Below are 21,179 nucleotides of genomic sequence, written 5' to 3' on the forward strand. Positions count from 1 at the left end.
CCGAGCGACGTGCGCCGTACGGTGGTGGCTGCGGGACAGATCTTGCACAGCTCTGGGGAGAGAGGGCCTGGGCCATGGACCGTGGCACCGAGAGGGACGCACCCCCGAGCCGCGGAGCCGGGAGCGGTACGGCGGACGGTCCCGCCGGCGCCGGACGCGTCCCGCTCGCCGTGGTGGTGGTCGACCGCGACGGCCTCGTCTCCCACTGGAGCAGCGGCGCCCGCCGGCTGTTCGGCGTCCCCAAGGACGAGGCGATCGGCCAGGCCGCGATCGACCTCCTGCCCGTCTCCGGCGCCCTCCCCGAGGCGGACGAGGACCTGCCGTACGAGGACGGCGCGGCCTGGAACGGCATCGGACCGGAGCTCGGCACCTCCCTCGACGGAGGACTCGGCTACCCGGCCGCCGGGCGGGCCCGGCTGACCGTGCCCGGGCGGAGCGGGACGGGAGTACCGCCGGCCCCGGGCCGGGAGAGGGACCGCGTGGACGTCCTGTGGTGGGCCTACCCGCTGGTCGGGCCGGGCCGTGAGCGGCTGCTCGTGCTGGCCGCCGACGCGCAGGCCCTGCACCGGGACGGCACGCCCGTGGAGCGCATCGCGCCCGGCTTCGCGCTGCACACGGACTTCCCCGGCTTCGAGGAACTGGCCCGCAGGCTCCCCGACATCCTGCCCAGCATGAGCGTCGGCGAGAGCGCCCGCATCGTCGCGCAGGTCCTCGAACTCGGCTACCCGATCCTGGAGTTCACCCAGAACGACCGGGTGCCCGTCACCCCGGACTGGGGCGTGGCCCGGCGCGTCGAGCGCAGGGCGCGCCGTGAGCGCGCCGCCCGCGCCGCCGCCGAGGGCCGGCCCGTACCGCAGGACCCCGGCGACGAGGGCGAGGACCTCGAGCACGCGGCGGTCCGCGAGCGCCTGGAGTTCCTCAACGAGGTCAGCGGGCGGATCGGCACCTCCCTCGACCTGTCCCGCACCGTCGTCGAGGTCAGCAGGGCCGTCGTCCCCCGCTTCACCGACGTCGCCGGCACCTATCTGCGCGAACAGGTCGTCGCCGGCGAGGGGTTCCCCGAGGGCGTGCCCGACACGACGACCGTGTGGCACCGGGTCGCCGTCGAGCACACCGACGAACCGGGCCGCTGGGACGACGTCGTCCCGGTCGGCGAGGCCATGCCCTTCCCGGCGCACACCCCGTTCTTCCAGTGCATGACCACCGGCGAGCCCGTCCTCGTGCCGCGCATCAGCGAGCAGATGGGCCACGCCATCGCCTCGCAGTTCGAGAAGCGCGACATCCGGCCCCTGATCACGGGCCGCTCCATGCTGGTCGTGCCGCTGAAGGCGCGCAACGTCGTCCTCGGGTTCATGATCCTGCTGCGGCACCCCGAACGCGCCGAGTTCAACGACATGGACCGGGTCACCGGCGCCGAACTCGCCGCCCGCGCGGGCCTCGTGCTCGACAACGCCCGCATGTACACCTACCAGGAGTCCGTCGCCGAGACCCTCCAGGACAGCATGCTGCCGCGCATCCCGCCGCGGACGGCCGGCTGCGACATCGCCACCCGGTACCTGCCGGGCACGCTGCTCGGACGCGTCGGCGGCGACTGGTTCGACTCCGTGAAGCTGCCCGGCGCCCGCACCGCCCTCGTCGTCGGCGACGTCATGGGGCACGGCCTGAACTCCGCCGCCATGATGGGGCAGTTGCGCACCGCGGTGCAGACCATGGCCGCCCTCGACCTGCCGCCCGCCCAGCTCCTGCGCAACCTCGACGACCTCGCCCAGCGCCTCGGCGACACCTACCTCGCGACCTGCCTGTACGCCGTCTACGACCCGATCGCGGGCGAACTGCTCCTCGCCAACGCGGGTCACATACCACCGGTGCTGGTCCGCGCCGCCGACGGCCGCAGCGAGCTGCTCGACCTGCCCACGGGCGCGCCGATCGGCGTCGGCGGGGTGCCCTTCGAGGCGGTCCGCGTGCGGGTGGAGCCCGGCGACCGGCTCGTGATGTGCACCGACGGCCTGGTCGAGGTGCGCGGCGAGGACATCGGCGTGGGCCTCGCCACGCTGTGCGAGTCCGCCGCCCACCCGGCCGCCTCCATGGACGACGCCTGCGACACCATCATCCGCTCCCTGGGCGCCCGGGGCGGCCGCAAGGACGACGTGGCCCTGCTCATGGCCCGCCTGGGCGGCATCGCCCCCGACGACGTCGCCGAGTGGACCTTCCCCCTCGACGCCGTCCAGGTCGGCCGGGCCCGCGCGGTGGTCCGCGAGCGGCTCCACGCGTGGGGGCTGTCCGAGCTCGCGCACCCGGCCGAGCTGATGGTCAGCGAGCTGGTCACCAACGCCGTACGGCACTCCCGCGCCCGGCCGGTCGCCCTGCGGCTGGTCCGCGGGGACACCCTGCTGTGCGAGGTGGACGACGACGACCACGAGCTGCCGACCCTGCTGAGCGCCGGCCCCGGCGACGAGTCGGGACGCGGGCTGCGCGTGGTCAGCACGCTGGCCCGTGCCTGGGGCACCAGCCGTACGGGCGGCGGCAAGTCCGTCTGGTTCGAGCTGACCCTGCCGAGACGGTGAACACGCCGGCCGGCTGAACACGCCGGCCGGCTGAGCGCGCTCCGGGGCGCCGGGCGCGCCCCCCGGTCGCGGGCACACCTCCCCCGGTGCGCGGCGGCGCGCGTCCGTCGGGCGGGGCGCGAGGATCCGCGCCCCGCGCTTGCCCGTACCCCCGGCGCGCGATACACCGTACTGGCCCGTCACTTACGGCGGATCGGCGTCGCACACTGGGGAGTTGGGCATGGGCGTGACGAGTCGGTACCGGGAGGCCTGGGAGGGTTTCTGGCGGGAGGCACCTCAGGAGGCGGGCGCGGTGTTCTGGGACGCCGACCCCGCGGTGACCGCCGCCCGCCACCTCGCCTTCTTCGAGCCACGGCTCCTCGACCCCGGGCTGCCGCTGATCGACCTCGGCTGCGGCAACGGCACCCAGACGCGGTTCCTGGCCGACCGCTTCCCGCACGTCGTCGGCACCGACCTGGCCGCCGCCGCCCTCGACCGCGCCCGCCGCGCCGACCCCGCGGGGCAGGCCGCGTACCGGCGGCTCGACGCGGCCGAGAAGGGCGAGGCCGAGGCGCTGCACGCCGAACTCGGCGACGCCAACGTCTACATGAGGGGCGTCCTGCACCAGTGCGAGCCCGACGACCGGCAGCCGCTGGTGGACGGGATCGCCGCGCTCCTCGGCGCACGCGGCCGGGCCTTCCTCGTCGAGCTGTCGGAGGCCGCCCGCCCGGTCCTCGGCGGCCTCGCCCAGAGCCCCGACGGGCCGCCCCCGAAGCTCGAGCCGGTCTTCCGGCACGGCATAGCCCCCGGCGAGGTCTCCGACGACGCGGTGCCCGTCCACCTGGGCGCCGCCGGACTCAGCGTCCTCGCCTGCGGTGATCTCCCGCTCACCACCACGGAGTTCCTGCCCGACGGCACGCGGATCGAGCTGCCGTCGAAGTGGATCCTGGCCGGCCGGGCGGTGTGAGCACGCTCACACCGGAAGGCCGCCCTTCCGCTGTCACACAAGCGCGGCGCGGCGTGTCGAAGGGGTGAAGCAGGCCCGGAAGGCCCGGAACCCCGGGAGTCCCGGACACCCCGATGAGGAGCTGCCGACATGTCCACCGCCTACGTCGTCGTCACCGTGCTGGGAGCCGTCATGGCCGGGTTCTCGGCCGCCTCGGTCTTCCTCGGAGCCGAGTGGACCGTGAAGCCGCTGGCCGACTACGGAGTGCCCCGCTCGTGGTGGCCGTGGCTGGGCGCCGCCAAGGCGGCCGGGGCGGTCGGGCTCCTGGCCGGGCTGTTCGTGCCCGTGATCGGAGCGACGGCCGCCGCCGGCCTGGTGCTGTACTTCCTCGGGGCCGTCGTGACGGTGCTGCGGGCCCGCTGGTTCTCGCACGTGCCGTTCCCGCTCCTCTACGCGGCTCCGGCGGCGGCCTCGCTCGTGCTGTGGTTCTGAGGACCCGTCAGCCGTCGAGCGCGACGGGGCCGGGCGCCTCGGGATCGAGTGCGGCGGGATCGAGCGCGGCGGGGCCGGGCACCGCCACCTCGATCCCGGCCAGCCGCTCCCGGTCCGCGACGACGTCGATCCGGGTGATCCCCTCGTCCGTGACCGTGAAGAGGAGCACCAGCCGCAGCCGGCCGTGCGGCGCCATCACGAGGCCGAGGCGGCCGTCGAGCAGCGCGAGACCGGTGAACCGGGCCCGCCCGGTCGCGGCCATCGCGCCCTCGGCGACGGGCCGGGCCCCGCTGACCGCGATCGGCTCCGGCGTCGGCACGACGAACCGGTCGGCGGTCAGCACCACGTCGGGGTGCAGCAGCGACAGCAGCGCCTCGAAGTCCCCGCCGCGGGTGGCGGCCAGGAACGCGTCGACCGCCTCCCGCTGCCGGCCCCGGCCGGCGGCCGGGACGGTCCCGCCCCTGACCCGCCGGCGGGCCCGGCTCGCGAGCTGCCGGGTCGCGGCCGGTGTGCGCTCGATCAGCGGGGCGATGCCGTCGAACGGCACCGCGAACAGGTCGTGCAGCACGAACGCCAGCCGCTCGTCCGGATTCAGCGTGTCCAGGACGACCAGCAGCGCCACCCCGACCGAGTCGGCCAGCAGCGCCTCCTCCTCCGGATCGGTCGCCTCCCGCGCGTCGGCCGGGTACGCCTCCAGCGGTTCCTCGCGCCGGGTCCGGCGCGAGCGCAGCAGGTTCAGGCTCACCCGGCCCACCACCGTGGTCAGCCAGGCGCTGACGTTCTCCACCTCGCCGACGTCGGCCCGCGACGCCCGCAGCCACGTCTCCTGCACGGCGTCGTCGGCCTCGGCGAGCGAGCCGAGCACGCGGTGGGCGACGGCCCGCAGTCGCGGCCGGTCCGCCTCGAAGCGCTCCGGCGGCAACGTGTGCGTCGTCATGGGTCCCCGTTCGTGTCGCGCGCGGAGGGTTCCGCCAGGAGATCAGAGCAGAGACGGACCCCGCGGGTCCCCGGGATGCGCGCCGACGAGGCGTGACGCGCGCCACACGGCCGTCGGGCGGGGCGACGCGCGCGGGGTGACGCGGCCGCTCCCCGGACGCCCGGCGGACGGCCGGTTAAGCTCGGGGGATTCTCCGGCGGAGGGCGAGGACCGGGCGTGAAGATCCTGATCAGTGCCGACATGGAGGGCGCCACCGGCGTCACCTGGCCGGCCGACGTGCTGCCCGGGACGCCCGAGTGGGAACGGTGCCGCGTCCTGTTCACCTCGGACGTCAACGCCGCCGTCCTCGGCTTCTTCGACGGCGGCGCCGACGAGGTCCTGGTCAACGAGGCCCACTGGACCATGCGCAACCTGCTCCTCGAGCGGCTCGACGAGCGGGCGCACCTGCTCACCGGGCGGCACAAGGCGCTGACGATGGTGGAGGGCGTCCAGCACGGCGACGTCGACGGTGTCGCGTTCGTCGGCTACCACGCGGGCGCCGGCGCGGAGGGCGTCCTCGCCCACACGTACCTCGCCAACTCCGTGACCGGGGTGTGGCTCAACGGCGTACGGGCGAGCGAGGGGCTGCTGAACGCGCACGTCGTCGCCGAGTACGGGGTGCCCGTGGTGCTGGTCACGGGGGACGACGTGGCCTGCGAGGACGCGCTCGGGTACGCGCCCGAGGCGCTGAAGGTGGCGGTCAAGGACCACGTGTCCCGGTACGCGGCCGTGTGCCGCACCCCGGCCCGCACCGCCGCCGACATCCGCGCCGCGGCGGCGCGGGCCGCGGGCCTGGCGGTCCGTCGGGAACCGGTCCCGGCCGGGCCGTTCACCGTCGTGGTGGAGTTCGACGCCGAGCACCTGGCGATGGCCGCGACCGTCGTGCCGGGCGTGGCACGGACCGGGGAGCGCAGGGTCGCGTACACCAGCGGCACCATGTACGAGGGGATCCGCACGTTCAAGGCGGTCACGACGGTGGTGTCGGCCGCGGTGGAGGAGCAGTATGGCTGACGCGCAGGCGAGGGACGAGGTCGTGCGGTTCACCTCCGACCTCATCCGGATCGACACCACCAACCGGGGCGGCGGGGACTGCCGGGAGCGGCCGGCCGCCGAGTACGTGGCCGCGCTGCTGGCGGAGACGGGCCTGGAGCCGGTGCTGCTGGAGCGCACCCCTGGCCGCACCAACGTCGTGGCCCGGATCGAGGGCACCGATCCGTCCGCGGACGCGCTGCTGGTCCACGGTCACCTCGACGTCGTGCCCGCCGAGGCCGCCGACTGGAGCGTGCACCCCTTCTCCGGGGAGGTGCGCGACGGCGTCGTGTGGGGGCGCGGCGCGGTCGACATGAAGAACACGGACGCGATGGTCCTCGCCGTCGTCCGCGGCTGGGCCCGGCAGGGCGTGCGGCCCCGGCGGGACGTCGTCCTCGCCTTCACGGCCGACGAGGAGGCCAGCGCCGAGGACGGCTCCGGCTTCCTCGCCGACCGGCATCCGCACCTCTTCGAGGGCTGCACGGAGGCCATCGGGGAGTCCGGCGCCTACACATTCCACGACGGCGACGGACGCCGGATCTACCCCGTCGCGGCGGGGGAGCGCGGCACCGCCTGGATCAGGCTCACCGCGCGCGGGCGGGCCGGGCACGGCTCCAAGGTGAACAGGGAGAACGCGGTGACCCGCCTCGCCGCGGCCGTCACGCGGATCGGCGGACACGAGTGGCCGCTGCGGCTGACCCCGACCGTCCGGGCCGCGCTCACCGAACTCGCCGCGGTCTACGGCCTCGACGGCGGCCTCGACGACGTCGACGGCCTGCTGGAGAAGCTCGGCCCGGCGGCCGCCCTGGTCGAGGCGACCGTCCGCAACAGCGCCAACCCGACCATGCTGGACGCCGGTTACAAGGTCAACGTGATCCCGGGGGAGGCCGTCGCCCACATCGACGGACGGTACCTGCCGGGCGGCGAGGAGGAGTTCCGCGCCACCCTCGACGAACTCACCGGCCCCGACGTGGACTGGGAGTACGAACACCGCGAGGTCGCCCTCCAGGCGCCGGTGGACTCGCCGACGTTCGCGCACATGCGGGCGGCCGTGGCGGAGTTCGCGCCCGAGGGGCACGTGGTGCCGTACTGCATGTCCGGCGGCACGGACGCCAAGCAGTTCTCGCGGCTCGGCATCACCGGCTACGGCTTCTCGCCGCTGAGGCTGCCCGAGGGCCTCGACCACCAGGCCCTCTTCCACGGCGTCGACGAACGCGTCCCCGTCGACGCCCTCCACTTCGGTGTCCGTGTCCTCGACCGCTTCCTGCGGTCGGTCTGAGACGAGCGGGGAAGAACGTGCAGATCCTGCCGTACGGTTCCTGGCCGTCCCCCCTCGACGCGCGCCTCGCCGCCGCGCACGGCGGACGGCCCGAGCACGTCGGCTTCGTCGGCGACGAGGTGTGGTGGACCGCGCCCCGGCCCGCCGAGGACGGCCGGCGCGCCCTCGTGCGGCGCCGGACGGACGGCACCGAGGAACAGGTCCTGCCCGCGCCGTGGAACGTGCGCAGCCGGGTCCTCGAGTACGGCGGACAGCCGTGGGCGGGCGAACTGCTCGACGGCCGGCCCCTGGTGGTCTTCGTGCACCACGCCGACCAGCGGCTGTACGCGTACGAGCCCGGCGGCGAGCCCCGGCCGCTGACCCCCGTCTCCGCGGTGGGCGGCGGGCTGCGCTGGGCGGAGCCGCTGATCCGGCCGGCACGGGGCGAGGTGTGGTGCCTGCTGGAGGAGTTCACCGGCGACGGGCCCACCGAGGTGCGCCGGCTCCTGGCCGCCGTACCGCTGGACGGCTCGGCCGCGGACGACCGGCACGCGGTGCGTGAACTCACCGACGACCGGCGGCGGTTCGTCACCGGGGCGCGCCTGTCGCCGGACGGGCGGCGGGCCGCCTGGCTGGCCTGGGACCATCCGCGGATGCCGTGGGATGGCACGGAGGTCGTCGTCGCCGAGGTCGGCGCCGACGGGACGCTCGCCCGGGCGGACGTCGTGGCGGGCGGGCCGCAGGAGTCGGTCGCGCAGGTCGACTGGTCGGCGGACGGCCGTCTCCTGTACACGAGCGACCGTTCGGGCTGGTGGAACCTCTACCGCGACCACGCGCCCGTCTGCCCCCGCGAGGAGGAGTTCGCCGGACCGCTGTGGAAGCCGGGTCTGCGCTGGTTCGCCCCGCTGGACGGCGGGCTCGTCGCCGTCGTGCACGGCCGGGGCGCCGCCGCCCTCGGCGTCCTGGACCCGGAGACCGGCGAGGTCGTCGACGTGGCCGGACCGTGGACCGAGTTCACGCCGACGCTCGCCGTGCGCGGCGAGCGCGTCGTCGGCGTCGGGGCCAGCCCCCGCAGCGCCCACGAGGTGGTGGAACTGGACACCGCGACGGGCCGGGCGCGCGTCGTCGGCGCCGCGCACCGGGACGGCGTCGACCCCGCCTACTACCCGGAACCGCAGATCCGCACCTTCACCGGCCCCGACGGCCGGGACGTCCACGCCCACGTCTACCCGCCCCACCACCCCGGCTGCGCCGCCCCCGACGCGGAACTGCCGCCGTACGTCATCCACGCGCACGGCGGCCCCACCGACCGGGCGCCGCTCGTGCTGGACCTGGAGATCGCCTACCTCACCTCCCGGGGCATCGGGGTCGCCGAGGTCGACTACGGCGGGTCGACGGGGTACGGGCGCCGGTACCGGAACCGGCTGCGCGAGCAGTGGGGCGTGGTCGACGTGGAGGACTGCGCGGCCGTGGCCCTGGCGCTCGCCGACGAGGGCACCGCGGACCGGCGGCGCCTGGCGGTCCGCGGCGGCAGCGCGGGGGGCTGGACCGCCGCCGTCTCGCTCACCTCCACCGACGTCTACGCCTGCGGCACCATCGCCTATCCCGTCCTCGACCTCGCGGCCTGGGCGACGGGCGGCACCCACGACTTCGAGTCCCGCTACCTCGACACCCTCGTCGGACCGCTCGCCGAGGTGCCCGCCCGGTACGCCGAACGCTCGCCCGTCGAGCACGCCGACCGGATCACCGTGCCGTTCCTGCTGCTCCAGGGCCTGGACGACGTGATCTGCCCGCCCGCCCAGGCCGAACGCCTGCTGGCCCGCCTGGCCGGCCGCCGGGTGCCGCACGCCTACCTCGCCTTCGCGGGGGAGGGGCACGGGTTCCGGCGGGAGGGGACGCTGGTGCGCGCCCTGGAGGCCGAGCTCTCCCTGTACGCTCAGGTCTTCGGGCTGCGCCCGCCCGGCATCCCGACCCTGGAGCTCGTGACGTGAAGGACCTCCGCCGGCCCGCCCGGCTCGCCCCCGGCGCCCGGGTCGCGGTCGTCGCACCCAGCGGGCCCGTCGCGGAGGAACGGCTCCAGGCCGGACTGGACGTCCTGCGCGGCTGGGACCTCGACCCGGTCGTCGCCCCCCACGTCCTGGACCGGCACGACACCCTCGGCCACCTCGCCGGCGCCGACGCCGACCGGGCCGCCGACCTGCAGCGCGCCTGGTGCGATCCGTCCGTCGACGCGGTGCTGTGCGCGCGCGGCGGCTACGGCGCCCAGCGCACGGTCGACCTGCTCGACTGGGACGCGATGCGGGCCGCCGGCCCCAAGGTGTTCGTCGGCTTCAGCGACGCGACGACGCTGCACGAGGCGTTCGCCGTCCGCCTCGGCCTGGTCACCCTGTACGGGCCCGTCGTCGCCGGCGTCGACTTCCTCAAGAACGCCCGCGCCCAGGAGCACCTGAAGGCAACCCTGTTCGCCCCGGAGACCGTCCGCACCCTCACCTCCGCCGGCACCGCCCTCGCCCCCGGCCGGGCGCGGGGCGTCACCCTCGGCGGCTGCCTCGCCCTGCTCGCCACCGGCCACGGCACCCCGCACACCCGTCCCGGCGCCCGCGGCGGACTGCTCCTGCTGGAGGACGTGGGGGAGCGGCCGTACCGCGTCGACCGCGCGCTCACCCAGCTGCTGCGCACCGGCTGGCTCGACGGCGTCGCCGGGGTCGCGCTCGGCTCCTGGGCGAGCTGCGGACCCTACGAGGAGCTGCGCCCGGTGTTCGCCGACCGGCTCGGCGGCCTCGGGGTGCCCGTCGTCGAGGAGCTCGGCTTCGGGCACTGCGACGGGGCGCTGACCGTGCCCTTCGGGGTGAGCGCCGAGCTCGACGCCGACGCCGGCACGCTGACCCTCGACGCGCCCGCCCTGAGCTGACCGCGGCGCGGCGGGGCCGTGCGCCGGGCCGGCCCCGTCGTGCGGCCGGGCGGATCGCGGCCCACCCTGGTGCCATGGGTACGAAGACCTCCGAGAGGGGCACGAAGGCCGGCCGCCGGGGCCCGGAGCTGACGCCCGGCCGGATCGCCGTGCTGGTGCTGGCCGCCCTCGCCCTGATCTTCATCTTCGAGAACCGGGGCCCGACCGAGATCAGACTGCTGGTCCCGGTGGTGACGCTGCCGCTGTGGGTGGCGCTGCTCGCCACGGCCCTCATCGGCGCCGTGTGCGGCGCCTACGCCGGGTGCGTGCGGAGACGGCGCCGCTGAGCGGGCCGTACGCTGGGCCGATGCCGCACACCGCATCCCGCTTCCTCGCCGAGGGCCCCCGCGTGGGCATACGCCACTTCACCCACGCGGACGCCGCCGAGTTCACCGCCCGGGTCCGCGAGAGCAAGGACCTGCACCACCCGTGGCTGTTCCCGCCGGCCACGACCCAGGCGTACACCGCGTACGCGGGCCGGCTCATCGAGGACCCCACGAAGGCCGGTTTCCTCGTGTGCACCCTCGACGACGGGGCCGTCGCCGGATTCATCAACATCAACAACATCGTCGAGGGCGGCTTCCAGTGCGGTGCGCTGGGCTACGGCGCCTTCGCGCACGCGGCCGGCCGGGGGCTGATGCGCGAGGGCCTCGACCTGGTGATCCGGCACGCGTTCGGGCCGATGCGGCTGCACCGGCTGGAGATCAACGTCCAGCCCGGCAACGCCGCCTCGATCGCCCTCGCCCGCTCCTGCGGGTTCCGCCTGGAGGGCTTCTCCCCGAAGATGATCTACATCGACGGGGACTGGCGGGACCACGAACGGTGGGCGCTCACCGTCGAGATGCGCTCCGCGCGCCCTTCCGGTTGATCTTCATCGTGTCGAGGTCGGTGACCGTCGACCGCAGCCCCGTGAAGCCGTAGCCCAGCTCCCGCAGCCGCGTTCCGGCGAGGTCCTCGGCGAGCGCGCCGGCCATCTCCTCGCCGTCCGCCGCGTCCGACACCACCACGTAGCGCATCGAGAAGTGCTTCAGCGGCGACGGTTCGTACGTCAGCGTGCCCTCCTCGGTGAACCGCATGCTGCCCAGTCCGTGGCCGGCGGCCCGGTCGAGCAGCCGGGCACGGGCCTCGTCGGTGAGACCCTCCCAGGTGCCCCGGACGATGACCCGGTAGGTGTGCTGTTCGCTCACGCTCACTCCTCGGCGCAACTCGGTGGATGCCCGACTGTACGTCCGCGAGGATGCCGCGCATGCGGAATTTCGTCGTGCTCGACGCCCCCTCCCACCCGGGTCTGCGCCCGCCCGCCCCCGGCACCGTGCCCGGCTGCCACAAACCGGCCGGCGCCCTGCGCGAGCAGCGGATCCCGCGGGGGCACCTCCCCCGCCTTCAAGGCAGTGGGGGAGGACCGGCGCGGCCGAGGGCGGGGTCGTCGTGCCGCCGCGCTACGACCGGGGCGACTGGCGGGAGGGCGACGGCGTCTTCCACGCGGCCGCCCTCGCCGGCTGCACCCGCAGGCTCGCCGACCGCGTCGAACGGCACGTCCGGGCCGGAGACTTCCCCGTCGTCCCCGGCGGCGACTGCTCGATCGGGCTCGGCTCCTCCCTCGCGCCGCGCCGCGTCGGCCGGTACGGACTGGTCGCCGTGGACGCCTCGCCGGACTTCCGGCACCCGGGCAACTCCGACCGGATCGGCGCGGCGGGCGGCGAGGAGATCGCGCTCGCCACCGGGCGCGGGCAGGAGGACCTCACCGACCTGGAGGGGCTGCGCCCCTACCCGCGCGACGAGGACGTGCGGTTCTTCGGCATCCGGGACTGCTTCACGCAGGACCGCGCCGAACCCGCCGCCCTGAAGACGCCGGTCGTGACGGTCGGCGAGCCGCGCGCGTGGGGACCGGGGGCACGCGCCGAGGCCACCGCCCAGGCCTTCGCGATCCCCGGACTGGACGGCTTCCGGGTCCACCTGGACGCCGACGTGCTCGACCCCACCGTGATGCCCGCCGTCGACAGCCCCGACCCCGACGGCCTGTTCCCCGACGAACTCGTCGCGCTGCTGCGCCCGTTGCTCGCCTCCCCGCACTGCGCCGGCCTCAACGTCATCCTCTACGACCCCGGCCTCGACCCGGACGGCACCGCGGGCGCCCTCCCCGCCGACGTCGTCGTCCGCGCCCGCGGCCGCTCCTGACCGGCGTCCGCGTCAGGGCGTGCGGCGGTCGACGTACTCGTACACCGAACCGTCCGGGTGCCGGGCGATCAGGTTGCGGCCCACCGGCGTCGGCACCGGGCCCGCGATCACGTCGGCGCCCAGCCCGGTGAGCGTCTTGTGCGCCTCGTCGACGTCCGTGACGGCGATGGTCGCCGCGACCTTGCGCAGCACCTCCAGCTCGCTCTCGGGCCCGCTCATCAGCAGGAAGCAGCCGACCGCCGCCACCTGCACGCCCCCACGGCCGAACCGCTGCGCGGGAGCGCCCGCGAGCCGTTCGTAGAAGGGCACGGCGGCTTCCAGATCGTCGACGCAGACCCGCAGCGTTGCTCCCAGAATGTCCATGCGGGACAGCCTAGTTGGGGCGGCCGCGACGACAGGATCCCCTCCCCGGGCCCGCTCGCCGGACCGGGCGGGCCCGGGCCCCGACGGCGTTACGCGCCCGTCACGCCGGGTACCCGGCCGCCATGGAACGCATGGATCACCTGGAGCACCTGGACAAGCACCTGGTCGACGAGCTGGCGCAGGTGGCACGCGAGACCATCCGCGAGGAACTGCGCGAGCAGACCCGCAAGCAGCGCCGTACGGCCATGCTGTACGCCGCGTCCGGCGCCGTCGCCCTGTACGCGGGCGCCGCCGTCGCGCTCGCCGTCGGGCTGGCGCTCGGCGAGGGACTGCCCGGCTGGGCCGCCGCGCTGATCACCGCGGCGGTCCTCGGCGTCCTCGCGTACGTGCTGCGCGGCGCCGCCCGGCCGCACCGGCACCCGGCCCACCCCGGGGCCGGCGCGTCCGCCCCGCACGACCGGGTCGTCGGCGGCACGCCGCCCGCCGGTCCGCCCGGGGGCCTCGGCCTGCCGTACCCGCCGATGCCGCACACCGCGCCGGGCGCCGGCATGCCGCGGCCCGGCGAGGCGCCGCGGGCCGGCGACATCGACCCCGAGTCGCCGCACCACCGGGCGTGATGCCGGGTGCGGACGCCCTGGGGGCCCGCGGCCTGCAAGGGCCGGGTCGTCGTGGTGACCGGAGCCAGCGGCGGCGTAGGCCGGGCCGCGGCCCGTGCCTTCGCCGCGCGCGGCGATCGGGTCGCCCTCCTGGCCCGGGGACGTGAGGGCCTCGCCGCGGCGGCCGACGACGTGCAGCGCGCCGGCGGCGAGGCCCTCGTCGTGAGCGTCGACATGGCCGACGCCAAGGCGGTCGACGACGCGGCGCAGAGGGTCGCCGACGTCTTCGGCCGCATCGACGTGTGGGTCAACAACGCCTTCACCGGCGTCTTCGGCCCGTTCACCGAGATCACTCCCGACGAGTTCCGCCGGGTGACCGAAGTGACGTACCTGGGCTATGTGTTCGGCACGCGGGCCGCCCTGCGGCACATGCTGCCGCGCGACCGCGGCACGGTCGTGCAGGTCGGTTCCGCGCTCGCCTACCGCGGGGTGCCCCTGCAGGCGGCGTACTGCGGGGCCAAGCACGCCATCCAGGGCTTCAACGAGTCGCTGCGGTGCGAGCTGCTGCACTCGGGCAGCCGGGTGCGGACGACGATGGTGCAGCTGCCCGCGGTCAACACCCCCCAGTTCGAGTGGGTCCTGAACCGGATGCCGGGGCGGCCCCGGCCGGTGGCGCCCGTGTACCAGCCGGAGGTGGCCGCGCGCACGATCGTGCACGCCGCCGGGCACGCGCGGCGGCGCGAGTACTGGGTGGGCGCCTCGACGGCGGCGACGCTGGCGGCCAACGCCGTGGCGCCCGGGCTCCTCGACCGGTACCTGGCCCGCACCGGGTTCGACTCGCAGCAGGAACCGCGGGACGGCGCGGCGGCCGGCAACGGACCCGGCAACCTGTGGAGCCCGGCCGACGGCCCGCACGGGCGGGACTTCGGGGCGCACGGACGGTTCGACGAGGAGTCCGTCGCCCGGGACCCGCAGGAGTGGGCCTCGCGCAACCGGAGCCGGGTGGGCGCCGGACTGCTGGCGGCGGGCGTCGGCGCGGCGGTGGCCGCGGGACTGCGCCGACGGGCCCACGGCTGACCGACGGGACGCCGCGGCCTCTGCCCGGCCGGGGAACCGAGTACTCGGTTCCCCGGCCGGGCAGAGGCCGTTTCCTGCCGGAGCGGACGTCCGGCCCGTATGGTCCGGCCGTCCGCCGCGGTCCGGCGACCGCGGCGGCGTCCCCGGCGTGCGCGCCGTCCGCGGCCGGGCCGCCGGCCGGGCCGTGGGCGCCGGCCCGGCCGCGCACGGCCCCGGGACCGCGCGGCCTCAGGGCAGGCGGGGCAGGACCTTGGTCCGGTAGAAGTCGAAGAAGCCCCGCTGGTCGGGGCCGATCTGGTTGACGTAGATCCGGTCGAAGCCCGCGTCGGCGAACGCGGTCAGCGCGGCGACGTGCTCGTCGACGTCGTCGCCGCACACCGTGTTCTCGCCCACCATCTCCTCGGTGATCAGCGGTTCGAGCTGCTCGAAGTGGCGCGGCGTGGGCAGGATCTGGCCCATCTCGCCGGGCAGCAGCTGGTTCGACCACAGCCGGCGGACCGTGCGGACGGCCTCGGCGCGGTCCGGCCCGTAACAGACCTTCGTGCCGCCGCTGACCGGCTTCGTCCCGCCGCCGCCCTTGCGGAACTGCGCCACCATCGGCTCCTCGGGCATCATCGTGATGTAGCCGTCGCCGACGCGGGAGGCGAGCGCCGTCGCCTCGGGGCCGAAACCGGAGATGTCGATCGGGACGGGCTCGTCGGGGACGGTGTAGAGGCGGGCGTTCTCCACCGTGTAGTGGGTGCCGTGGTGGCTGACCTGCTCGCCGGTGAACAGCCGGCGCATGACGTGGATCGCCTCCTCCAGCATCTCCAGGCGGACGTGCGTGGGCGGCCAGGCGTCGCCGAGGATGTGTTCGTTGAGGGCCTCGCCCGAGCCGACGCCCAGACGGAAGCGGCCGTTCGTCATCACCGCGCTCGTCGCCGCGGCCTGGGCCACCACCGCCGGGTGCATCCGCACCGTCGGGCAGGTCACCGCCGTCTCGATCGGGAGCGACACGGCCTCCGACAGCGCGCCGATCACCGACCAGACGAACGGGCTCTGACCCTGCGCGTCGTTCCACGGGTGGTAGTGGTCGGAGATCCACAGCGCCCGGAAGCCGGCCTGCTCGGCCATCCGCGCCTGTTCGATCAGGTCCGCCGGGCTGAACTCCTCGCAGGACAGGAAGTAGCCGTACTCGGGCATGGGAGGTACCTCCGCCGGTGTGCCGCGGGTGGGACGGGTCGCCGCCCGGGTACCCGGGGCCGAGGGAGCACAACCGGGGCCGGACGGCCCCGCCCGCGGCCCCGCGGACGTTTGACGGCCCTGGCCAGGGGGACGCGGAAACCCTCGTACGCGGAAAACTCCCGTACGACGCACGCCCCCACCGCCACGAGAGCGGGGGGACACCCGATCCGGAGGCGAACCGTGAGTCGACCTCGCATCGTGATCGTCGGAGCCGGTTTCGCCGGGTACCGGACGGCCCGCACCCTCGCGCGGGCGGCCCGGGGCCGGGCCGACATCACCCTGCTGAACCCGACCGACTACTTCCTCTACCTGCCCCTGCTGCCGCAGGTGGCCGCCGGCATCCTCGAACCCCGCCGGGTCACCGTCTCCCTGTCCGGCACCCTGCCGGACGTACGCCTGGTGCTCGGCGAGGCCGGCCGCATCGACCTCGACGGGCGCACCGTCCACTACACCGACCCCGAGGGCGGATCCGGCACCCTGGCCTACGACCGGCTGGTGCTGGCCGCGGGCAGCGTCAACAAGCTGCTGCCGATCCCCGGCGTCGCCGAGCACGCGCACGGCTTCCGCGGCCTGCCCGAGGCGCTCTACCTGCGCGACCACGTCACCCGCCAGATCGAGCTCGCCGCCACCGCGGACGACCCCGGCGAGTGCGCCGCGCGCTGCACCTTCGTGGTGGTCGGTGCCGGCTACACCGGCACCGAGGTCGCCGCGCAGGGGCAGCTGCTGACCGACGCGCTGGTGCGCTCCCACCCCCTGCGCCAGGGCATACGGCCGCGCTGGCTGCTCCTCGACGTCGCCGGCCGCGTCCTGCCCGAACTGGACCAGCGGCTCTCGGACACCGCCGACCGGGTGCTGCGCGCGCGGGGCGTCGAGGTGCGCATGGGGACCTCCGTGAAGGAGGCCACCCGCGACGGGGTCCTGCTGACCGACGGCGAGTCCGTCGACACCCGCACCCTGGTGTGGTGCGTGGGCGTGCGGCCCGATCCGCTCGTCGAGTCCCTCGGACTGCCCCTCGAACGCGGCCGGCTCCTCGTCGAGCCCACGCTCCAGGTCCCCGGCCGGCCCGAGGTGTTCGCGTGCGGCGACGCGGCCGCCGTGCCCGACCTGGACCGGCCCGGGCAGTACACGCCGATGACCGCGCAGCACGCCTGGCGGCAGGGCAAGGTGGCGGCGCACAACGTCGCCGTCTCCCTCACCGGGGGCACACCGCGGCCCTACCGGCACAAGGACATGGGCTTCGTCGTCGACCTCGGCGGGGTCAAGGCCGCCGCCAACCCGCTCGGCATCCCCCTCTCCGGGCTGCCGGCCGGCCTGGTCACCCGCGGCTACCACCTCGCCGCCATGCCCGGCAACCGCGTCCGCGTCGCCGCCGACTGGCTGCTGGACGCCGTCCTGCCGCGCCAGGGCGTCCAGTTGGGGCTCGTGCGGTCCTGGTCGGTGCCGCTGGACACGGACGCGCCGGAGCTGGCGCGGGTGCCCGGCGGACGCGAGCGGGAGCAGGGGACGGCCGGGTCCGCCCCCGGGACGGCCGACGCGGGCGGCACCCCGGCCCCGGCCGGACAGCGGGCCGCCGGCGGGGGCGGTGGTGCGGACACTTCACGGACGATCACGTCGCCGACGCCCGCTCCGGTGAAGCGTGAGCCCGCCAGGCGCCGGGGGGAGCGGGGGTCCGCGGCCGACGGTCCCGCCGTCCCGGGCGCGACGGGCGGGGGTGGCGGCGAGGACTCTTCGCGGACGATCACGTCGCCGACGCCCGAGCCCGTGAAGCGGCAGCCCGCGCAACGGGAAGCCGCCGGGCACCGGGAGCAGCAGGGACCCGTGGCCGACGGTCCCGACCTCCCGGGCGCGACGGGCGGGGGCGGTGGTGCGGACACCTCGCGGACGATCACGTCGCCGACGCCCGCTCCGGTGAAGCGTGAGCCCGCCAGGCGCCGGGGGGAGCGGGGGTCCGTGGCCGACGGTCCCGCCGTCCCGGGTGCGACGGGCGGGGGCGGTGGTGCGGACTCCTCGCGGACGATCACGTCGCCGACGCCCGAGCCCGTGAAGCGGCAGCCCGCGCAGCGGGAAGCCGCGCATCGGGAGCCCGGCGGCGACCGGCCCGGCTCCGGACCGGTGAAGGACCGGCCGGACCGGCGGCCCGGTGCGCGGACCGCCGGGCACGAGCCCGCTCCCGGCCCCGTCAGGCGCTCCGACGCGCCCGACGCCCCCGACACCCCCGTGGAAGGAGACCAGTAACCCGATGGACACCGCCGAACTCACCGAACTCGGACAGCAGTTGCGCGTCGACAGCGTGCGCGCCTCCGCCGCCGCGGGCTCCGGGCACCCGACGTCCTCGATGTCCGCCGCCGACCTGATGGCCGTCCTCCTCGCCCACCACCTCCACTACGACTTCGACCGCCCCGCCCACCCGGGCAACGACCGCTTCGTCCTGTCCAAGGGCCACGCCTCCCCGCTGCTGTACGCGGCCTACAAGGCGGCCGGGGCCATCGACGACGACGAACTGCTCACCTTCCGCAAGCTCGGCAGCCGGCTCGAGGGGCACCCCACCCCGCAGCGGCTGCCCTGGGTCGAGACCGCCACCGGATCCCTCGGGCAGGGGCTGCCGGTGGGCGTCGGCATCGCGCTGGCCGTGAAGCGGCTGGACCGCTCCGAGGCGCGCGTGTGGGTGCTGTGCGGGGACAGCGAGCTCGCCGAGGGCTCGGTGTGGGAGGCCGCCGAACAGGCCGGCCACGAACACCTGGACAACCTCGTCGCGATCGTCGACGTCAACCGGCTCGGCCAGCGCGGTCCCACCCGGCACGGCCACGACCTCGACGCCTACGCCCGCCGGTTCCAGGCCTTCGGCTGGCACACCGTCGAGCTCGACGGCCACGACGTCGACGCGATCGACCGCGCCTACGGGGAGGCCCGCTCCACCCAGGGCCAGCCCACCGCGATCCTCGCCCGCACCCTCAAGGGCAAGGGCGTGGCGGCCGTCCAGGACCGCGAGGGACTGCACGGCAAGCCGCTGCCGGACGCCGACGAGGCCATCGCGGAACTCGGCGGCCCCCGCGACCTGCGGGTCGAGGTGCACGAGCCGCCCGCCACCCGGATGCTGCACTCCGTCCCCACCGGCCACCTGAACATGCCCCGCTGGGACGAGGGCGACGAGGTCGCCACGCGCGACGCGTTCGGCCAGGCCCTCGCCGCGCTCGGCACCGCCCGCGGTGACGTCGTCGCGCTGGACGGCGAGGTCGGCGACTCCACCCGCACCGAGGTCTTCGCCAAGGAACACCCCGAGCGGTTCTTCGAGTGCTACATCGCCGAGCAGCAGCTCGTCGCGGCCGCCGTGGGCCTCGCGACCCGCGGCTGGGTGCCGTACGCCTCCACCTTCGCGGCCTTCCTCACCCGCGCGTACGACTTCGTGCGGATGGCCTCGATCAGCGGCGCCGGGATCAACCTCGTCGGCTCGCACGCCGGCGTCGCCATCGGACAGGACGGGCCCTCGCAGATGGGCCTGGAGGACCTGGCGATGTTCCGCGCCGTGCACGGCTCGACCGTGCTGTACCCGTGCGACGCCCACCAGACCGCCCGTCTGGTCGCCGCGATGGCCGGACTGGACGGCATCCGGTACCTGCGCACCTCGCGCGGCGCCGCCCCGGTGATCTACGGCCCCGACGAGGAGTTCCCGGTGGGCGGCAGCAAGGTGCTGCGCTCCTCCGGCGACGACCGGCTCACGCTCGTCGCCGCCGGCGTCACCGTGCACGAGGCGCTGAAGGCCGCCGACGCCCTGGCCGGCGAGGGCATCCCGGTCCGGGTGATCGACCTGTACTCGGTCAAGCCCGTCGACCGGCCCACCCTGCGGCAGGCCGCCGAGGACACCGGCTGCCTGGTCACCGTGGAGGACCACCACGAGGAGGGCGGGCTCGGCGACGCCGTCCTGGAGGCCTTCGCCGACGGGCGGCCCGTGCCCCGCCTGGTGCGCCTGGCCGTGCGGACGATGCCGGGCTCGGCGAGCCCGGCGGAGCAGCTGCACGCGGCCGGGATCGACGCCGAGTCCATCGCCGCCTCCGCCCGGCTGCTGGTGGAGACGGCGGTCGTGCCGTGAGCGGCGACGTCCGCAGGGTGCGCGCCGGACGCCGCGGCGTCGAGGTCCACCGGCCGGACAAGGTGCTCTTCCCCGGCGGCGAGGACGGCAAGGAGTACACGAAGGGCGACCTCGTCGCGTACTACCGCTCGGTGTCCGCGTTCATGCTGCCGCACCTGCGGGGCCGCCCCCTGATGCTGGAGCGGCACCCCGACGGCCTCGCCGGGCCCCGCTTCATGCAGAAGAACACCCCCGACCACTACCCGGAGTGGATCACGCGGGCGGAGGTGGCGAAGGAGGACGGCACCGTGTGCCACACGGTGTGCGACGACGTCGCCGGCCTCGTCTTCCTCGCCGACCAGGCCTGCCTCACCTTCCACCGCTGGCTCTCGCGGACCGGCCACGTCGACCGCCCGGACGTGATGGTCCTCGACCTCGACCCGGCCGGCGACGACTTCGGCGCCGTCCGCGAGGCCGCCCGGTGGGTGGGCGAACTGCTGGACGAGGTCCGGCTGCCGTCGGCGCCGATGACGACCGGCTCGCGCGGGCTGCACGTCGTCGTCCCCCTGGACGGGCGGCACGCCTTCGACGAGGTGCGCGCCTTCGCCCGGGACGCCGCGGAACTGCTCGCCGCCCGGCACCCCGACCGGCTCACCACGGCCGCCCGCAAGAAGGACCGCGGCGACCGCCTCTACCTCGACGTGCAGCGCAACGCCTACGCCCAGACCGCCGTCGCCCCCTACACGGTGCGCGCCCTGCCCGGCGCGCCCGTCGCCACGCCCATCGCCTGGGAGCAGCTCGACGACCCGGACCTCGGCCCCCGCCGCTGGACCGTCGCCGACGTCCTCGAACAGGCCCGCACCGACCCGTGGTCCGGGGTGACGGGCCGCGGCCGCGCCCTCGGGCCCGCCCGGCGCCGCCTCGACGCCCTGCGCGGCTGAACCACCGGCCGAACCGTGTGACCGAACCGCACGGCCGAACCGTGTGGCCGATACACGCACCGCCGGTACGCAGCCCGTCCGTCCGGCGGCCCGGACCCGCGCGCTCGTGAAGGTTTGGCCAAGGACCTTCCGGCCACACGGAAGAAGAGGTGGCCATGGCGAACACAAACGACACATCGCATTCGCGGACTTCACAGAACTCGAACGGCAAGGACGACGACGTGGCTGACGACCGGCCGACCCCCATGGAGGTGCTGCGCGAGGCGCGCAGCCAGCTGGCGGAGCTGACCGGCATGACCGCCGAGAGCGTCTCGTCCTTCGAGCAGACGGAGGACGGCTGGTCGCTGGAGGTGGAGGTCCTCGAGCTCGCCCGGGTGCCCGACACGATGAGCCTGATGGCGAGCTACCTGGTCGAACTCGACCCGCAGGGGCAGCTCACCGGCTACCGGCGTGTGCGCCGCTACGAACGCGGGAGGGCCGACGCGCACCGGTCCGGCGGTCGCTAGACCGCGCTCCCGCACCCATCCGAACACCATCGAC

19 protein-coding genes and 1 pseudogene are annotated in these 21,179 nt (G+C 75.5%); 16 read left to right on the forward strand and 4 right to left on the reverse strand.

The window, feature by feature from the left end; all coding sequences use genetic code 11:
- The first annotated feature begins 74 nt into the window (after positions 1–74).
- From ACH4F6_RS04700 to ACH4F6_RS04710, 3 genes are all read left to right on the forward strand, one after another.
- The gene (locus ACH4F6_RS04700) at positions 75–2,564 is read left to right on the forward strand and encodes a SpoIIE family protein phosphatase (RefSeq protein WP_397958419.1); all 2,490 of its coding nucleotides are present in this window, start codon (positions 75–77) and stop codon (positions 2,562–2,564) included.
- A gap of 220 nt (positions 2,565–2,784) precedes the next feature.
- Entirely contained in the window at positions 2,785–3,510 is a 726-nt protein-coding gene (locus tag ACH4F6_RS04705) for a methyltransferase domain-containing protein (RefSeq protein WP_397958420.1), read from the forward strand.
- 129 nt (positions 3,511–3,639) lie between these two features.
- Positions 3,640–3,981 (forward strand): DoxX family protein, encoded by a 342-nt coding sequence (locus ACH4F6_RS04710; protein ID WP_397958421.1) that lies wholly within the window; start codon positions 3,640–3,642, stop codon positions 3,979–3,981.
- 7 nt (positions 3,982–3,988) lie between these two features.
- On the opposite strand, the gene ACH4F6_RS04715 is transcribed toward ACH4F6_RS04710, so the two are convergent.
- Positions 3,989–4,918 (reverse strand): sigma-70 family RNA polymerase sigma factor, encoded by a 930-nt coding sequence (locus tag ACH4F6_RS04715; RefSeq protein ID WP_397958422.1) that lies wholly within the window; start codon positions 4,916–4,918, stop codon positions 3,989–3,991.
- A 216-nt stretch (positions 4,919–5,134) separates the two neighbouring features.
- Between ACH4F6_RS04715 and ACH4F6_RS04720 the strand changes: the two genes are divergently transcribed.
- From ACH4F6_RS04720 to ACH4F6_RS04745, 6 genes are all read left to right on the forward strand, one after another.
- Positions 5,135–5,968, forward strand: coding sequence for a M55 family metallopeptidase (locus tag ACH4F6_RS04720; RefSeq protein ID WP_397958423.1), 834 nt, complete (start codon positions 5,135–5,137; stop codon positions 5,966–5,968).
- Positions 5,961–7,265, forward strand: a complete 1,305-nt coding sequence (locus ACH4F6_RS04725; RefSeq protein ID WP_397958424.1) for a M20/M25/M40 family metallo-hydrolase — start codon at positions 5,961–5,963, stop codon at positions 7,263–7,265. The genes ACH4F6_RS04720 and ACH4F6_RS04725 overlap by 8 nt, the downstream gene beginning before the upstream one ends.
- A 17-nt stretch (positions 7,266–7,282) precedes the next feature.
- Positions 7,283–9,235 carry a prolyl oligopeptidase family serine peptidase gene (locus ACH4F6_RS04730; protein ID WP_397958425.1) on the forward strand — a complete coding sequence of 651 codons (1,953 nt, stop codon included), beginning with the start codon at positions 7,283–7,285 and terminating at the stop codon, positions 9,233–9,235.
- A complete protein-coding gene (locus tag ACH4F6_RS04735; protein ID WP_397958426.1) occupies positions 9,232–10,155 on the forward strand; it encodes an LD-carboxypeptidase in 924 nt (307 codons plus the stop codon). The genes ACH4F6_RS04730 and ACH4F6_RS04735 overlap by 4 nt, the downstream gene beginning before the upstream one ends.
- Positions 10,156–10,229: 74 nt before the next feature.
- Complete coding sequence (locus tag ACH4F6_RS04740; RefSeq protein ID WP_397958427.1) at positions 10,230–10,481, forward strand: DUF1049 domain-containing protein; 252 nt, start codon at positions 10,230–10,232, stop codon at positions 10,479–10,481.
- Between the two features lie 20 nt (positions 10,482–10,501).
- Complete coding sequence (locus tag ACH4F6_RS04745; protein ID WP_397958428.1) at positions 10,502–11,062, forward strand: GNAT family N-acetyltransferase; 561 nt, start codon at positions 10,502–10,504, stop codon at positions 11,060–11,062.
- On the opposite strand, the gene ACH4F6_RS04750 is transcribed toward ACH4F6_RS04745, so the two are convergent.
- On the reverse strand, positions 11,025–11,381 hold the full coding sequence (locus tag ACH4F6_RS04750; protein WP_397958429.1) for a DUF6204 family protein: 357 nt from the start codon (positions 11,379–11,381) through the stop codon (positions 11,025–11,027). The genes ACH4F6_RS04745 and ACH4F6_RS04750 overlap by 38 nt on opposite strands.
- Positions 11,382–11,440: 59 nt before the next feature.
- Here ACH4F6_RS04750 and ACH4F6_RS04755 point away from each other — a divergent pair.
- Positions 11,441–12,372, forward strand: a pseudogene (locus ACH4F6_RS04755) (arginase family protein).
- 12 nt (positions 12,373–12,384) lie between these two features.
- Here ACH4F6_RS04755 and ACH4F6_RS04760 read toward each other — a convergent pair.
- A complete protein-coding gene (locus ACH4F6_RS04760) occupies positions 12,385–12,735 on the reverse strand; it encodes a VOC family protein (RefSeq protein ID WP_397958430.1) in 351 nt (116 codons plus the stop codon).
- A 122-nt stretch (positions 12,736–12,857) separates the two neighbouring features.
- Here ACH4F6_RS04760 and ACH4F6_RS04765 point away from each other — a divergent pair, with 122 nt between their 5' ends.
- Both ACH4F6_RS04765 and ACH4F6_RS04770 read left to right on the forward strand, forming a co-directional pair.
- Positions 12,858–13,352, forward strand: coding sequence for a phage holin family protein (locus ACH4F6_RS04765; RefSeq protein WP_397958431.1), 495 nt, complete (start codon positions 12,858–12,860; stop codon positions 13,350–13,352).
- A 51-nt stretch (positions 13,353–13,403) separates the two neighbouring features.
- Positions 13,404–14,408 carry an SDR family oxidoreductase gene (locus ACH4F6_RS04770; RefSeq protein WP_397958432.1) on the forward strand — a complete coding sequence of 335 codons (1,005 nt, stop codon included), beginning with the start codon at positions 13,404–13,406 and terminating at the stop codon, positions 14,406–14,408.
- Between the two features lie 228 nt (positions 14,409–14,636).
- Here the strand turns inward: ACH4F6_RS04770 and ACH4F6_RS04775 are convergent, their stop codons facing one another.
- The gene (locus tag ACH4F6_RS04775) at positions 14,637–15,590 is read right to left on the reverse strand and encodes an LLM class F420-dependent oxidoreductase (protein ID WP_397958433.1); all 954 of its coding nucleotides are present in this window, start codon (positions 15,588–15,590) and stop codon (positions 14,637–14,639) included.
- A 222-nt stretch (positions 15,591–15,812) separates the two neighbouring features.
- Between ACH4F6_RS04775 and ACH4F6_RS04780 the strand changes: the two genes are divergently transcribed.
- The 4 genes from ACH4F6_RS04780 to ACH4F6_RS04795 all read left to right on the forward strand — a co-directional run bounded on the left by ACH4F6_RS04780 (position 15,813) and on the right by ACH4F6_RS04795 (position 21,145).
- A complete protein-coding gene (locus tag ACH4F6_RS04780) occupies positions 15,813–17,867 on the forward strand; it encodes an FAD-dependent oxidoreductase (RefSeq protein WP_397958434.1) in 2,055 nt (684 codons plus the stop codon).
- A 4-nt stretch (positions 17,868–17,871) separates the two neighbouring features.
- The gene (locus tag ACH4F6_RS04785) at positions 17,872–19,719 is read left to right on the forward strand and encodes a transketolase (RefSeq protein WP_397958435.1); all 1,848 of its coding nucleotides are present in this window, start codon (positions 17,872–17,874) and stop codon (positions 19,717–19,719) included.
- On the forward strand, positions 19,716–20,639 hold the full coding sequence (gene ligD, locus ACH4F6_RS04790) for a non-homologous end-joining DNA ligase (RefSeq protein ID WP_397958436.1): 924 nt from the start codon (positions 19,716–19,718) through the stop codon (positions 20,637–20,639). The genes ACH4F6_RS04785 and ligD overlap by 4 nt, the downstream gene beginning before the upstream one ends.
- Before the next feature lie 155 nt (positions 20,640–20,794).
- The gene (locus ACH4F6_RS04795) at positions 20,795–21,145 is read left to right on the forward strand and encodes a gas vesicle protein (protein WP_397958437.1); all 351 of its coding nucleotides are present in this window, start codon (positions 20,795–20,797) and stop codon (positions 21,143–21,145) included.
- Positions 21,146–21,179: the final 34 nt, after the last annotated feature.

This window comes from Streptomyces sp. NPDC017936 (genome assembly GCF_044328485.1).
In the GTDB taxonomy this organism is placed as follows: Bacteria; Actinomycetota; Actinomycetes; order Streptomycetales; family Streptomycetaceae; genus Streptomyces.

Coding starts and splice junctions, on each gene's coding strand:
- ACH4F6_RS04700 (WP_397958419.1), top strand. CDS start 75: ATGGACCGTGGCACCGAGAGGGACGCACCCCCGAGCCGCGGAGCCGGG.
- ACH4F6_RS04705 (WP_397958420.1), top strand. CDS start 2,785: ATGGGCGTGACGAGTCGGTACCGGGAGGCCTGGGAGGGTTTCTGGCGG.
- ACH4F6_RS04710 (WP_397958421.1), top strand. CDS start 3,640: ATGTCCACCGCCTACGTCGTCGTCACCGTGCTGGGAGCCGTCATGGCC.
- ACH4F6_RS04715 (WP_397958422.1), bottom strand. CDS start 4,918: ATGACGACGCACACGTTGCCGCCGGAGCGCTTCGAGGCGGACCGGCCG.
- ACH4F6_RS04725 (WP_397958424.1), top strand. CDS start 5,961: ATGGCTGACGCGCAGGCGAGGGACGAGGTCGTGCGGTTCACCTCCGAC.
- ACH4F6_RS04740 (WP_397958427.1), top strand. CDS start 10,230: ATGGGTACGAAGACCTCCGAGAGGGGCACGAAGGCCGGCCGCCGGGGC.
- ACH4F6_RS04745 (WP_397958428.1), top strand. CDS start 10,502: ATGCCGCACACCGCATCCCGCTTCCTCGCCGAGGGCCCCCGCGTGGGC.
- ACH4F6_RS04760 (WP_397958430.1), bottom strand. CDS start 12,735: ATGGACATTCTGGGAGCAACGCTGCGGGTCTGCGTCGACGATCTGGAA.
- ACH4F6_RS04765 (WP_397958431.1), top strand. CDS start 12,858: ATGGAACGCATGGATCACCTGGAGCACCTGGACAAGCACCTGGTCGAC.
- ACH4F6_RS04775 (WP_397958433.1), bottom strand. CDS start 15,590: ATGCCCGAGTACGGCTACTTCCTGTCCTGCGAGGAGTTCAGCCCGGCG.
- ACH4F6_RS04785 (WP_397958435.1), top strand. CDS start 17,872: ATGGACACCGCCGAACTCACCGAACTCGGACAGCAGTTGCGCGTCGAC.
- ACH4F6_RS04795 (WP_397958437.1), top strand. CDS start 20,795: ATGGCGAACACAAACGACACATCGCATTCGCGGACTTCACAGAACTCG.